The sequence below is a fragment of the uncultured Methanobrevibacter sp. genome, assembly GCF_934746965.1.
Taxonomy (GTDB): domain Archaea; phylum Methanobacteriota; class Methanobacteria; order Methanobacteriales; family Methanobacteriaceae; genus Methanocatella.
Genome location: NZ_CAKVFS010000005.1, coordinates 1 through 14073 on the forward strand (window position 1 = coordinate 1; position 14073 = coordinate 14073).

13 protein-coding genes are annotated in these 14073 nt (G+C 27.7%); 7 read left to right on the plus strand and 6 right to left on the minus strand.

Features of this window, described 5'->3' with window-relative positions; genetic code table 11:
• The first annotated feature begins 193 nt into the window (after nucleotides 1-193).
• The 7 genes from Q0984_RS04845 to amrS all read left to right on the plus strand — a co-directional run bounded on the left by Q0984_RS04845 (nucleotide 194) and on the right by amrS (nucleotide 7678).
• Nucleotides 194-592: a Zn-ribbon domain-containing OB-fold protein gene (locus Q0984_RS04845; protein WP_299524407.1), complete on the plus strand. Its 399-nt coding sequence runs from the start codon at nucleotides 194-196 to the stop codon at nucleotides 590-592.
• A complete protein-coding gene (gene cfbA / locus Q0984_RS04850) occupies nucleotides 564-1478 on the plus strand; it encodes a sirohydrochlorin nickelochelatase (protein ID WP_299524410.1) in 915 nt (304 codons plus the stop codon). Before Q0984_RS04845 ends, cfbA (Q0984_RS04850) begins: the two co-directional genes overlap by 29 nt.
• A gap of 40 nt (nucleotides 1479-1518) precedes the next feature.
• Nucleotides 1519-1995 (plus strand): sirohydrochlorin nickelochelatase, encoded by a 477-nt coding sequence (gene cfbA / locus Q0984_RS04855; protein WP_299524413.1) that lies wholly within the window; start codon nucleotides 1519-1521, stop codon nucleotides 1993-1995.
• 123 nt (nucleotides 1996-2118) lie between these two features.
• Nucleotides 2119-3696, plus strand: coding sequence for an adhesin (locus Q0984_RS04860; protein ID WP_365907109.1), 1578 nt, complete (start codon nucleotides 2119-2121; stop codon nucleotides 3694-3696).
• 286 nt (nucleotides 3697-3982) lie between these two features.
• A complete protein-coding gene (locus Q0984_RS04865) occupies nucleotides 3983-5674 on the plus strand; it encodes a transglutaminase-like domain-containing protein (RefSeq protein ID WP_299524418.1) in 1692 nt (563 codons plus the stop codon).
• A gap of 89 nt (nucleotides 5675-5763) precedes the next feature.
• Complete coding sequence (thiL, locus tag Q0984_RS04870) at nucleotides 5764-6687, plus strand: thiamine-phosphate kinase (RefSeq protein ID WP_299524421.1); 924 nt, start codon at nucleotides 5764-5766, stop codon at nucleotides 6685-6687.
• Nucleotides 6677-7678 (plus strand): AmmeMemoRadiSam system radical SAM enzyme, encoded by a 1002-nt coding sequence (gene amrS, locus Q0984_RS04875; protein ID WP_299524424.1) that lies wholly within the window; start codon nucleotides 6677-6679, stop codon nucleotides 7676-7678. Before thiL ends, amrS begins: the two co-directional genes overlap by 11 nt.
• Before the next feature lie 18 nt (nucleotides 7679-7696).
• Here the strand turns inward: amrS and Q0984_RS04880 are convergent, their stop codons facing one another.
• The 6 genes from Q0984_RS04880 to Q0984_RS08875 form a co-directional block, all read right to left on the minus strand.
• Nucleotides 7697-8953: a UbiD family decarboxylase gene (locus Q0984_RS04880; RefSeq protein ID WP_299524427.1), complete on the minus strand. Its 1257-nt coding sequence runs from the start codon at nucleotides 8951-8953 to the stop codon at nucleotides 7697-7699.
• Nucleotides 8954-8961: 8 nt separating this feature from the next.
• Nucleotides 8962-9981, minus strand: coding sequence for a 5-(carboxyamino)imidazole ribonucleotide mutase (purE, locus tag Q0984_RS04885; RefSeq protein ID WP_299524430.1), 1020 nt, complete (start codon nucleotides 9979-9981; stop codon nucleotides 8962-8964).
• Nucleotides 9982-10041: 60 nt separating this feature from the next.
• Nucleotides 10042-11535 (minus strand): hypothetical protein, encoded by a 1494-nt coding sequence (locus Q0984_RS04890; RefSeq protein WP_299524433.1) that lies wholly within the window; start codon nucleotides 11533-11535, stop codon nucleotides 10042-10044.
• 11 nt (nucleotides 11536-11546) lie between these two features.
• Nucleotides 11547-11975, minus strand: coding sequence for a GtrA family protein (locus tag Q0984_RS04895; protein ID WP_299524436.1), 429 nt, complete (start codon nucleotides 11973-11975; stop codon nucleotides 11547-11549).
• Between the two features lie 142 nt (nucleotides 11976-12117).
• Entirely contained in the window at nucleotides 12118-12516 is a 399-nt protein-coding gene (locus Q0984_RS04900; protein ID WP_299524439.1) for a hypothetical protein, read from the minus strand.
• Nucleotides 12432-13544 carry a DUF2142 domain-containing protein gene (locus Q0984_RS08875; RefSeq protein ID WP_365907111.1) on the minus strand — a complete coding sequence of 371 codons (1113 nt, stop codon included), beginning with the start codon at nucleotides 13542-13544 and terminating at the stop codon, nucleotides 12432-12434. The genes Q0984_RS04900 and Q0984_RS08875 overlap by 85 nt, the downstream gene beginning before the upstream one ends.
• Nucleotides 13545-14073 lie beyond the last annotated feature (529 nt).

The following is a 14073-nucleotide window of genomic DNA, read 5'->3' on the forward strand; positions in this document are numbered from 1 at the left end:
TGTGTCCCATCTTTAATCTCACAAATATCACATAATTGTTTACTTTTCCAATGTTCATCAAACCCTGGAAACCGTAATTTTTCATTCTAATCAAAATAGGTTTTTAACAAGTTTAAAAAAAATACTTTTTTATATTATTGTAGAGATACTATACTGTAATAAAAAAATTTTTTAAAATTTATGGAGGATTTGTATGTCAGATACTGTTAGAACATGGCGTCATATACAACAAAGATATAATCTTATAGGTTCCAAATGTAACACTTGTGGAGAATTATTCTTCCCATCTCGTGTAGTTTGTCCTAATTGTAGGAGGAAAGGAGATCTTGAACCTTTCCAATTCAGTGGTAAAGGAAAAATATTCACTTACTCTGTAATTAGATCTGCTCCAGATGACTTTAAAAAAGTAGCACCTTATGCTGTTGCTGTAATTGAATTAGAAGAAGGAGCAAAATTAACTGCACAACTTGTTGACTGTGATGTTGACGATCTTGAAATTGGAGATCCTGTTGAAATGGTCTTCAGGAAAATTAGAGAAGATGGTGATGATGGAGTAATCTCTTATGGTTTCAAATTTAGAGTTACAAAATAAAATTGCAATTCTATTAGTGAGCCATGGAAGTAGCTTGCCTTTTGCAGAAGCTACTTTCACAGAGATTAAAAATAAATTTAATAAGGCCACTGGATTTGCTACAGAAGTAGGTTATATGAAAGTAGCTGAACCTTCTATTGCTGGAGCTGTTGAAAATTTAAAAAGAGAAGTTCCAGAACTTGAAAAAATAATAGCTATTCCTGTATTTTTGGCACCTGGAATTCATACTAACATTGATATTCCAACTCTTTTAGGATTAAATCCATTGGAAATTGACCCTAGATGTCCTGATGGAAATTATCCAGAGGATCATTATTTGTCTATTGCTGATGATGTTGATTTTGATGGTGAAATTGAATTATTACCTGCAATTGGAGCTGATGATGATCTTTTAAAAGTTATTAATAAAAGAATTGATGAAGCTTTAGCTGAATCTGAATTAAATGATGATGCTAAAACAGGGATTTTATTAGTTTCTCATGGAAGTAGGTTGAAATATAATAAAGAGTTTATAAGTGAAGTTTATAGGAAATTTGATGAAACTACTTTGTATCCATCTAATTTCGGGTTTATGGAGCTTGTAGAACCTAATATCCCAACTTCTATTAATAAGCTTGTTAATGAAAATGAAATTGACAGATTAGTTGTTGTACCAGTATTTATAGCTCCTGGAGTTCATACAACTTCTGATATTCCAACTATTTTGGGTTTAAAAGACCCAGATTCTCATTCTCATTCACATACTCATGAACATGGTCATGAACATCATCATCACCATGATTTGGAAGTAGTTGATTTTGAAGGTGAAATTTTATATCCTGAACCTATTGGTTCTGATGATATTTTAATAAATATATTAATAAAAAATATGGAAAAGGTTTTATGAATTCCATATTTTTCTTAATTTAATTTTTTAAGTGATTATAATGACTAGTGATTTATCTAAAACTGGAATTTTACTTTTAAGTCATGGTAGTAGATTAGACCAAGGTGAAAAAGTAATTAAAGCATATACTGATATGTATAAGGAAGAATTCCCTGAAGCTATTGTTGAATATGGTTTCATGGAAATGAGAGAACCTAATATTCCTCAAACTATTAATAAATTAACTGAAGGTAATGATTTAGAAAAGATTATTGTTGTTCCTGTATTTGTTGCTCATGGACTTCATACAAAAAGGGATATTCCTAAATTGTTAGGAATTGAAAGTGATTTTGATGAATCAAAAGTATCTGGAGGTCATAGTCATGACCATGACCACGGACATCATCATCACCATCACCACCATGATCATGATGAAGAAACATTTGATTTTGATGGTGAAATAATCTTAGCTGACCCGTTAGGTATTGATACTCGTTTATATGAAATTATAAAAGAAAGAGTATCTCAAAACTTATAATTTATTAAATCATCACCATTTTTTTGGTGATGAACTCTTTTTTTCATATTAAACATTTATATATCATAAAATGTATAATTTATATTACATTATTGAAAAAATAATGATATGTTTCGTGATATTATGAAGTTTAATAAAATATTTTTATTTACTTTAATATTATTAGCAGCATTATCTGTTTCAGCAGTAAGTGCTGAATCATTTGACGGTAATAATACTGTTACAGTAAATGATGTTAATAATGTTATTGTATCTGAACAAATATCTGCAGATAATACTGCAGATGTAATAGGTGCATCTGAACCTTCTGTTTCTGATGTTAATGAAAATGAAAATACTGGAGATAACGGAACTACTCCTGATACTAATGGTTCTACTGAGAATAATTCAACATCAAATGATACTAATTCCAGTATAATCTCTGAAGATCTTTCTTTATTTTTTAGAAATGGTACTAAATTCAGTGCTATTTTCTTAGATGAAGATGGAAATCCATTAGCTAATACAAATATTACATTTATTATTAATGGAGTAAATTATACTAGGGCTACTGATGCTAAAGGTGTTGCTTCCATAGCAATTAATCTTGCTGCTGGAGAATATTCTGTAAAATCTATAAACCCAGCTACCAATGAATCTGTTATAAACAATTTAACTGTTATTTCAACTATTAGTGCGGGTAATATAATTAAATTATACAAAAACGGTACTCAGTACTATGCTACTTTTGTAGATGGTCAAGGTAATGTTTTAGTTAATAAAACTGTTAAATTTAATATTAATGGTGTTTTCTACCAACGTGACACTGACGAAAATGGTACTGCTAGATTAAATATTAATTTATATCCTGGTGAATATATTTTAACTGCTTACAATCCAATTAACAATGAAGCAATAGCTAGTAATATCACTGTAATATCTACTATTAATGGATCAGATATTAAAAAATATTATAGAAATGGTACTCAATATACTGCTACCCTTGTAGATAGTAATGGAAATATTTTAGCTAATAAAACTGTTAGATTAAATATTAATGGTGTTTTCTACAACCGTACTACTAATGAAAATGGTACTGTTACATTAAATATTAATTTAATGCCAGGTAATTACACTATTACAGTTTACAACCCAACAAATGGTGAAGAAAACTCTAATAATGTTCTTGTTTTATCTAAACTTGTTGCAAAGGATGTTAAAATGGACTACCAATCTGGTGGAAAATACTCTGTAACTGTTTTAGATGATCAAGGTAATACATTAGCTAATAAAACAGTTAAATTAAATATTCATGGTGTTTTCTACGAACGTGTTACTAATGAAAATGGTACTGCTTACTTAAATATTAATTTAATTCCGGGTGTATATACCTGTACTGCTTATTATGGAGATTCAGTTACTTCAAGTCAAGTTACAGTAAATAAATTAACTCCATCTATTAATGTTTTAACTCCTACTGTTAAAAAAGGAGATTATTATAAAGTTAAAGTCACAGAGAAAAAATCCGGAAACCCTATTGTAAATCATTTAATTATATTTGTTTACAATGGAACTGCATATGGTGCATTCTCTGATGCTGATGGTGTAGCTAAAATTAAAATAGGGTTACCTGTTGGAACATACAGATTAGTAACTGGTATTCAACAAGATCCATGGTATACTACCCTTTCAGTTTGGAATATTGTTAATGTTACTGCTTAAGTGGAAATTTTTTCCATATTTTTCTTTTTTTAACTAGTTTTAGAATTTAATGCATTGTTTTTTATTATACTTAAATAAGGATTGGATAATATATTTTTTCTTAATTTCATTAAATTTATTTTTCATTATATAATTAAATGCATATTTAATTTTTATAAAATCAAATAGAAAAAAATATATTCTAATTTTTATATAATCTATTATCATGTGATAAACATATTATAATTTTTTGATAGATTATATATTTTATCATGTATTTAATTAAAAAAATGTTGAATTGATTTACATGAATTTTAAGTATACCTTTATATTATTTATTTTAGTTTTAGTTAGTTCTGTATCTTTTGTATCAGCTACAGATTCATCAATTTCTGAAATAGATAATATTAATTTTGAAAGTAATCAGAATTTATATGAAAATTTGGAAGTATCAAACACTAATGAAATAGAAACTAGTGCTGATTTAAAAAATGTTGATTCTAGTTTTATAGAAGATACAAGTAATCCTCCTGAAAAAGAAGAGTATAATATCCACATTAAAAATATTACTATTGGTAATGAAACTAATGATACAAATATTTTTAAAACAGTAATTAAGGGAGATGACATATCTATAACAAATTCAAATCTTCCAATTACTATTAAAACACACACTACAACTGTTTATCAAACACAACAACTTAACTTGTACCTTTTAACTTCTAATGGTGGAAGAGTTATATTAAATAATCAACCAATAACTATCACTTTAAACGGTGTTTCATACACCAGATATTTTGATGAAAATGGGATTGCTTCTATAAATATAAATTTGGTAGCACGTTCAACACCTTATTCAGTTAACTGTTATTTTTCAGGTTATGGTAACTTTTTATCATCTTCATCATCATTTAATATGAAGGTTATACAGAAAAGTGTTAATTTATATTACTTAACAAATGTGGTAAATAAAGGAGTTAGTGGTGAAGGATTTAGAGCAAAGTTAATTGATCAATTTAATGTTCCAGTTATGAATAAAGCAGTTAAGATTAAAATAAATGGTGTTACTTATTCAAGAGATTCTAATAATTATGGTATTGCAAATTTAAATATTAATCTTAATCCTGGAACATACAGTGTTGATTATTGGTATGATAACGAAGAAAAAGGGTATAGTTCTTTAGCTAAGCAAACAGTGAGTTTAACTGTAAAAAGTGATGGTAATAGTTTAATTAAAACAACAATTTCACGTTTAAATTATACACTTCAAGAATCTAGTAAAATTGCAGTTAAATTATCTGATGCAAATGGAAATCCGATTTCAAATAAAAATATAAACATATGGTTAGGTATTAATAAGATAATATCTAGCACTACAAATAGTAAAGGTATAGCTTATTTTGACATGTTTAGTACTAATTTTGGTGATGCTACATTTACTTTTGTTTTTGAAGGGGATTCTGTTTATAGATCTACAGGAGTTGTTAATACATATGTATGTATTGAAAAAACTACATCTAATAAATATTCTTCTTCAGATTCAAATGGTGGATCAAATATCCCATTATCTTATTACAAAACAAGTTATAATACATATGATAATTATACTAGTTCATATATTCAAAAATTAGCTAGTACATTAACTGCATCATGTAGTGATGATTTAGAAAAAACAATTGCAATCCATCATTATGTGTATGTGATAAATTATGAAAATTATGGTAATCATAAATATGGTGGAAAGGAAAGTTTACTTAGATATGCTGGAAATTGTCTTGATAAAACTTCTGCTTTTGTAACATTATTAAGGGCTGTTAACATTCCGGTTCGTTATGTTTTAGGTGATAATTATCCTTCATCTACTGTTGGTCATGCATGGGCGCAGGTTTGTTTTGATAATACGTGGGTTGTTTCAGAAGTAACTAATACTCTTTCATTTGGGGATTGGCAACATGGTGCAACCTATTCAAATAAACAATATGGAGTAATTGTTTCTTAAAGCATATTTTTTAATTTTTTGAGTCTGTAAAATTTTACAGACTCTTTTTTTAAAAAACTTATTTAACCTATAAAACTTATATTATTATCATGACTTTAAAGGTCTCAGATATTGGGGAAAAGGAGTTAATTAATTATATTTTATCTAATTGTGAAACTATAACTCCTGATGACACAGCTATTACTTCAGTGGCTGATACTAATTTAATTTCTACTTGTGACATGCTTATTGAGTCAAAACATTTTCCTGAAAACATGTCTTATTTTCAAATGGGTTTTAAGGCTGTCACTGTCAATGTTAGTGATCTTGCTGCTATGGGTGCTAGTCCTTTGGGTTTTTTGCTGTCAATAGCTCTTCCAAAGGATTTTGAAGTTGAAAATTTTAAACAAATTTTTGATGGTGTTTTGGAAGCCTGTGAATATTATAATATTCATTTAATTGGTGGGGATACTAATGAAGCTGGTGAAATTATAATTTCTGGAACTGCATTAGGTCTTTGTAGTAATCCTTTGATGAAGAATACTTCTAGAAAAGGGGATTTAATTGTTTTAACAGGTGATGTTGGATTAGCTGCTTTAGGTTTTAATTTAGGAAATGATGATAATATTTACACTAAAAAAGCTTTAGAACCATTAGCTAAGATTAATGAGGGGCTTAATATTAAATGTGCTGGTGGAACTTCTGCTACAGATATTACTGATGGATTAGCTAGTGAACTTTATGAGATGAAAAGAAAAGATATTGGTTTTATGATTTATGAAGATAAGTTTAATGTTTCTGAAGAGTATAAGTCATTAGCTGATAAATTAAATCTTAATTATCTGGATTTACTTTTGCATGTTGGGGAGGATTTTGAATTAGTTTTTACAATAGCTGGGGAAAATTTAAGTAAGTTGGATTTTGATTATAAGGTTATTGGTGAGGTTACAGATTCTAAAAAGGTTGAAATTACTTTAAGTGATTCATCTGTTGTTGAAGTTAGTTCTAGAGGATATGATCATTATGTTAGTTAGCAATAATCTTTTTAAGAAAAGTTCCAAGTCAAGGAAAGTAAGGTGTGAGATTTGTTCTAATTATTGTAAGATAGCTGATGGTGGTTATGGTATTTGTAAACAGCATAAGAATGTAAATGGGGAGTTGTTTGATGAGAGTTTTGGTGTTGTTTCTTCTTTAAGTGCTGATCCTATTGAAAAAAAGCCGTTGTATCATTTTTTACCTGGTACATTAACATATTCTGTAGGTGGTTTTGGATGTAATATGGTCTGTTTACATTGTCAAAACTACATGATTTCACAAGAATTTGATAAAATTTCTAATAGAATTAATATATCTCCAGAAGTGATTGTGGAAAAGGCTATTGATCAAGGATGTAAGTCACTTTCATGGACCTATAATGAACCTACTATACATTTACCTTTTAACAGGAAAACTTCTTTATTGGCTAAAAGAAAAAATCTTAAAATTATCTATGTAAGTAATGGATATATGTCTAATCAATCATTAACTGAAATTTTAAATTTTGTTGATGCGTTCAATATAGACTTGAAATCCATGTCTCAAAAATTCTATAAAAAAATATGTAAAGCAGATTTAAATGTTGTTTTAGAGAATTTAAAAAGAATATATGATTCTGGAAAACATTTGGAAATTACAAACCTGCTTATAAACGATTACAATGATTCATTAGATGAAATTAATAAATTAACTAATTATATAGTTGATAATTTAGGTTGTGAAGTACCTTTACATTTTTCAAGAGCATTTCCATATTATAAATTAAATAATATTTCCCCAACTATGGAAAACAGATTATTTGAAGCTAAAAAAATAGCTCATGAAAATGGTTTAGAACATGTTTATATTGGAAATATGGATTGTGATAAAAATACATACTGTCCACAGTGTGGTGAAGTAATTTTAAAAAGAAACAATTATTCTGTGGAACTTTTAAATAAAAATAATAAATGTGAAAAATGTGGGAAAGAATTAAATATTAAATTTTAAGTGTTGGTTTCATGTATTTTATTCACCAAAACTTACTCTTTCGAATTTTTCAAGTGTTTTTAAAGATTTAGTAGCATCTAAACCTATTTTTGTTGTTGTACCATCACTTTGAGCTACTGGATCAAGAGATGAACCACGTACATTAGGGATAATCATTAAATCTCTATCTCCTTTTACACGTGTAGCTATTGCATATTCAATATCTTGCGGGTCAAAAACATCAACATCAGTATCTACAACCACTGCATGTTTAAGTGATGGATGTGCAGATAATGCTGCCATAATTGCATTTTTTCCATCTCCTTCAGTTTGTTTGTTAATGGAAATAGCTGCATGTAACCAGCAACAACCTCCTTCTGTTAAAACAACATTTTCAACAGTTGGAACTGCATTTTTAACAGATTTGAAAATTCTAGGTTCTTGAGGAAGACCTTGTAATAATTTATGTTCAAATCCTGCAGGTAAAATTCCATGATAATATGGATTATCCTTTTTAATATGCATTTTACTTAAATTAATTATTGGCTGGTCACGGATAATATCATAAGTGTCAGTTAAATCTACAAATGGGCCTTCGGCTGTAGTTTCACTTACTGATATTTTACCTTCTAAAATAATATCTGCCTGAGGAACTTCTAAATCACCACATTTAATAAGAGTTAATTCCCCATTTTTAAATGCATTAGCTACATCCATTTCATTATAATCAATTGGGATTGAAGTTGTACTTGCAAGTAAAATTGCAGGGTCCATTCCAATAGCTATTGCAATTTCCAAATCTTTTCCTAGTTTTTGAGCTTTTTGGAAGTATGTATAAAGATTTCTTGGAACTATTCTGACAGCTAGTCTTTTATCATCTAAAACCATCATTCTGTGAATTGATGCATTTTGAATACCTGTTTCTGGGTCACGGGCAAATACAACACCTGCAGTAATATATTTGCCTCCGTCACGTTTGTAATGAGTTAAAATAGGTATTTTATCTAAATTAGCTTCACTAGTATTATAATCGGAAAAGTCTGTGAATTTATCCACTTTAATAGGATTATCACTAGCTTCTATGATTTTTTGAGTAATTTCACTTACTTCACAGTTAATTGATTTAGCTATTTTTTCTCTTGTATTGCAGATTCCTGAGATAATAGGTAAATCATATCCTTTCACATTTTTAATAATAACTGTATCTTTAGGGTATTTTCTTAGCTCTTTAGCTACTTCAAATTCACTGGAAAGTTCAGCTGTTATTTCGATAATGTTATCATTTTTAATATCCATATTAATCCCTATATGTTAATTTTTTTATTTTTTAATTTTTCTAAAAGTTCTAAAAGATGAGGGTTGTTAATAGAAAGTATTTCTCCACTTAAAACTGCAGCATTACGACCATTATTAACTCCAACAGTTGCTACTGGTACTCCTGGAGGCATATTTACAGTTGAAAGTAAATAGTTGTTTCCAAGTTCATTTTCACATGGAACTCCAATAACAGGTTTTTCAGTAAGTCCTACAAGTCCTCCACTTACCTGGGAAGAGTTGGAATTAATTCCAATAAATATTTTAGCATTTTTCATCGTGTTTACATATGCTCTAAATTTCTTACCAGATCGAATTGGACAAATAACCTGCATATCATGAGATATTTTAAGTCTGTCTAATGTTACACTTACTTTTTTACCAGTAATTAAATCAGTATGTCTTCCAACAATAATAACTACTTCAGCATCTCTATTAATACAGTTTCCTTTAAATTCTTCTGTAGTTTCATTTAATTCAAGGTTTTTAATCCTTAAAAAGTCATTGGTAATATGTGGGGTGTCTATTTTCTGAACAATTTCTTCATTACTTCTAATAACTTTTTGTTTGTATTCTTCTTTTAATTTTAATACTTTTTCGCGTATCTCTTCATCGTAAAGCCCTAATATTTGTGCAGCTAAAATAGCTCCATTATCTCCTCTGTCAATTCCAACAGTTGCTACTGGAGAAGGATAAGGCATTTGCACAGAAGAATATAGTGCATCTAAACCACTAACTTTAACATCTACTGGAACTCCAATAACTGGTTTATGTGTATAAGCAGCTATTGCTCCTGGAAGGTGAGCAGCTAATCCTGCAATTCCGATAAATACTTTTATACCTGCGTTTGTTCCTTGTACAACAAGTTCTCTTACAAGATCAGGTGTTCTATGTGCTGAAGCTATTTTCAAACTGTATGGTATTTCAAGTTTTTCCAAAATGTTCATACTTTTTTCAGCGATAGCTATATCCGATCCACTTCCAAGAATTATCATTACTTTTGGTGTCATTTTAAAATACCTTCTAAAAAATCATTAATAATAAATATCTGTTTCATTATATATTAAAAGTTATTTAATTTCAACTTCATAAGCTTTAAATTTATCAAATTCTATCGGGAGCTTTTTAAGATTAAATGTATCATGATTTAAAGTTATTTCTCCATCATAATTCTTGTAACTCATAAAGTATACTTTACTGCCTTGTGATAGTTCACTTTGTATTCCAGGATCTGCTAAAACATCACTAATCTGTGCTGCTGTATTATTAAACTCTTTATCTTGAGTAATTGTTAATAAGAAATTATGATCGTTAGGTAAATAGTAAGAATTCATCTGGAAATAAGGTACAAAACCATCATAAATAATAATGTTTCCTTCACCAAAAGTATTATGCAACATGTTCATATTGTTTGTATCATTATTCTGGTCGTTAATTTGATTTTGAGTAAAATCAACACAACTTATAGCACCTACAATTAGAATAACTACAAGAATTGGGATAAATAGCTTTTTATTATCGAAATTTTTACTAAGTAGAATACTTATTCCTAACCATAAGCAACCTAATGAAGGAATCATATACCTTGGATGGAAAATCGGTCTGATAAGTAGAGATAAAATTATTCCGATAAGTGGTACACAAATAATTATTAAAATGCCGTAAATTCCATACTTGTCTTCAAACTCTTTTTTATTTTTAATTATTAGTAAAGCACATCCAATTAATAGTATTGCTCCTAAAATTGAAAATGATGCTATTTCATTACCATTAATAACTTGATTAGCTGGTGAAAATATAAATGAAATATATCCAATAATCCTATTAATTGTAATTGGTGCAATCCAATAACTACCACTTACAGTACTTACCTGTTGTTTTAAAATAAATAACCATGGCAGATAACTTAAAACAGCAATAGCTGCAGAAATAATCCATTTTTTCAATTCTGATCTGTTATTTTTAATTAGATATAATAATAAAAGTCCATATATAACAAAAGAAGCTACTGCACTAAAGTAATGGGTGTAAGCAGAAGCAATTGTTAATATTGTTAATATTGCCCAGTTTTTTAAATTGGAATTATTGTTCATAATTTCATAAACATAGATGAAACTGGCTGTTATAAAGAATAATCCCCAACTGTACATTCTTAATTCAACTGCAAAATTCATTAACTGAGGCATACTGACTATACAAAATGCAAATATTCCTGCAGTCAAATATCCGAAATTTTTCCTAATTTTTGTAGCACTTAATCCAAGTATTAAATAAAATGGAAGTAATGAAGTGAATTTACCTATAATTATAGGATTAATTCCGAATAACACCCCTATTTTATAAAATGCCTTATAAATTAAATAGTATAATGGCGGGTGAACATCAAGAATAACAATATTTGAAAATTCATTAAATGGAAGTTTAATTAAGCCTAATGAGTGGATTTCATCATTCCACATTCCTAATTTTGTAAATCCAATATATGATACATAAAGTAAAGTAATTATACTAATAGCAAACAGTAATGTCCCTATTTTATTTTCATTATTTTTTAGATTAATCATATAATCATCCTTTAAATTTTTTTACCATAAAACATAACTCTACGTGCAGAAAAGTTCCAAAACATCACTAAAATAGAAGCTATAATTTTAGACCAAATATAACTTATATGTCCATAGTCTACAAAGATAAATAATAATATTTCAGTGAATATAAGTCCAATAAAACTGATCAATATAAATAAATTAAAATCTAGAACTTTATTGTCTCTATCTGCCTGATTAAATACCCATGAGGTTGACATATAATAATTACCTAAAACTGATATAAAAAAAGCAATAGCTGCAGAAACCAGGTAATTTTGCCCTAAAAAGTTAATTAATGATAAATAAATAATAAAATCTATTAAAAATGATGCAGTTCCTACAAACAAATATCTAAACATCTGTAAGAAAATATTGTCTGTAGTTTCTTTAAATAGCTTATTAATTAATTTATCCATATTATAATCTTAATTTTAATTATTTAATAAGTTTTAGTTTTTCCAAAAAATGTGTTAAGAATTTTCTGGGGGGTCTGTTTTTTTTAAAAAGGGTTGTTCATCTTTATTTAAACTTTTTATATTTCACCGTACACTTAATAAATTAATAAAAGGTAACTGCAGTTAAAATTAAAGTGGCTGCTAAAAATCCGATAGCAAAAACAATTATTAATTTATCTATTTTGTCATCTTGATTAGCATGATTATTAATACCAAATGTAAATGGTGCTAAAGCAATTAATGGAATAAAATATCTTGCTTGAGTCCCTTGAATTTCATACAAACCTCCCACACCGGTCCAAGTTAGGAGTTGTATTATGTAAGTTCCACAAAAGATAACTGCCATTACAAAGAATCCTGAAAATCTGTATCTAAAAGAAATTTCATTATTATGGGGATATAAAAAGATAATAGCTCCTAAAAATAATGGATAGATAGTTGATATAAACTTTGAAGAATATTCAAATGGGGAAATCCATAAAAAGAAAAATGAGGCAAGCAATATTCCAAATAATTCGGTATTCTAAATAACATTACCATGGAATCAGGGATATGATTAAATATAAAATTTAGCTGACCAGATAATGAAACATTATGTTCTATGAAATATGATAATCTATAGGAATATGTTAAAGCAGGTGTTGCATAAAATTTGGACCATAACAGCCCAATAAGAATAATAATCATAAATACTAAATATTTGTAATAAAATTTATCTTTAAATTTATTTTTTGGTATAAACAACACTAAAAAAGCAAAACCAATAAATGATAATTTACAAAGTCCCAAAATTATAATTAAAAGCATGAAAATTAATAATTTTTTATTATCGATTTCTTTATCTTTAGATTTAATTAAAAACAGGAAGTATGCAATAACTAACAAAGCTAAAGAATTAATAATGGAATCTATACTCATAGATGCTCCATGCATAACTGCGAGGGGCAAGCACGCCATGAAAATAAAAGGTATTTTTAACATGGGTGTTTTTTTAACAGCATATGAAACTATAGATGCGTATAATAATAAATTAAAGAATCTTCCAAGCCATAACATCCAGATTGCATTCAAATCCAAACATTTAGCTAAAAATACTCCAATTCCCTGAGCTAAATATCCAAAAAATGGGTTTTGAGCAAAAGCAGAATGATATTCTACAACAGTATAATTAATATATGTGTTTAAGAAATTAGTAGAAAATACTGTTTGACCATAATTCTCCGAAAGATTAACAATACTGGAAATTGTTTTAAAGTTACCTCCATTGCTTTTATTAATAAAAGAAAAGTCTTCATAATTTAATGAAAAGGGGACAGGTATTAATATTCCTTGAGAAGTTAAATCTGATCTAATTAAATGCTCTTGTTCATCAGGGATTATACATATAGGTGATAAAAATGTAAAAATTAAGCCAAAACATAAAATAATAACAAAAACTACTTTATATAATTCATTATCATGTAAGCAATAATATAAAAAACAAAAAACACCTAAATAAACACTAAAATAAAAATAAGTAACTCTGTAAATGGATAAGCATAATTCTCAATAGTCATTATTGATAGAAATGAAACTAGAGTAAATATAAAATATAAAGCCAAATATTTTTTATTAATTCTGCACAACTCAAAATATTTTGAATTTTTAAGGTTTGTATTCATATAATTTATAATATGTAATTTAATTGTATATAAAATTAATTAAATATAGACTCTGTTGAAATCCTATTTTTCTATTTTGATTGATTGGAAAATATTGTAGATTGTTGTTTTGAGTCTTGTTTCTTTGTTTTGTAGTCTTGCTTTTACTTTTGTTGTTTCCATTTAATTTTCTTTTTATAATGCTGAATATGCTTTCTACGTTGTTTCTTAGTGAGTATATTTCTTTGTTGAATGTTTTTTGGCTTAAGCGCATGTACCCTCCATAAAATTAATTATGGGTTTGTTTTTTAGTTGCATATATAATAATAAACCTGTATTCTTATTTAAGACTATCTAAACATTCATTTTTTAAATCAAAAAGTTACAAACATATTAAAATAATATTTTTTGATATTATC

Coding starts and splice junctions, on each gene's coding strand:
- amrS (WP_299524424.1), top strand. CDS start 6,677: ATGTTAGTTAGCAATAATCTTTTTAAGAAAAGTTCCAAGTCAAGGAAA.
- purE (WP_299524430.1), bottom strand. CDS start 9,981: ATGACACCAAAAGTAATGATAATTCTTGGAAGTGGATCGGATATAGCT.
- Q0984_RS04895 (WP_299524436.1), bottom strand. CDS start 11,975: ATGGATAAATTAATTAATAAGCTATTTAAAGAAACTACAGACAATATT.
- thiL (WP_299524421.1), top strand. CDS start 5,764: ATGACTTTAAAGGTCTCAGATATTGGGGAAAAGGAGTTAATTAATTAT.
- Q0984_RS04845 (WP_299524407.1), top strand. CDS start 194: ATGTCAGATACTGTTAGAACATGGCGTCATATACAACAAAGATATAAT.
- cfbA (WP_299524413.1), top strand. CDS start 1,519: ATGACTAGTGATTTATCTAAAACTGGAATTTTACTTTTAAGTCATGGT.
- Q0984_RS04890 (WP_299524433.1), bottom strand. CDS start 11,535: ATGATTAATCTAAAAAATAATGAAAATAAAATAGGGACATTACTGTTT.
- Q0984_RS04865 (WP_299524418.1), top strand. CDS start 3,983: ATGAATTTTAAGTATACCTTTATATTATTTATTTTAGTTTTAGTTAGT.
- cfbA (WP_299524410.1), top strand. CDS start 564: ATGGTTTCAAATTTAGAGTTACAAAATAAAATTGCAATTCTATTAGTG.
- Q0984_RS04880 (WP_299524427.1), bottom strand. CDS start 8,953: ATGGATATTAAAAATGATAACATTATCGAAATAACAGCTGAACTTTCC.
- Q0984_RS04860 (WP_365907109.1), top strand. CDS start 2,119: ATGAAGTTTAATAAAATATTTTTATTTACTTTAATATTATTAGCAGCA.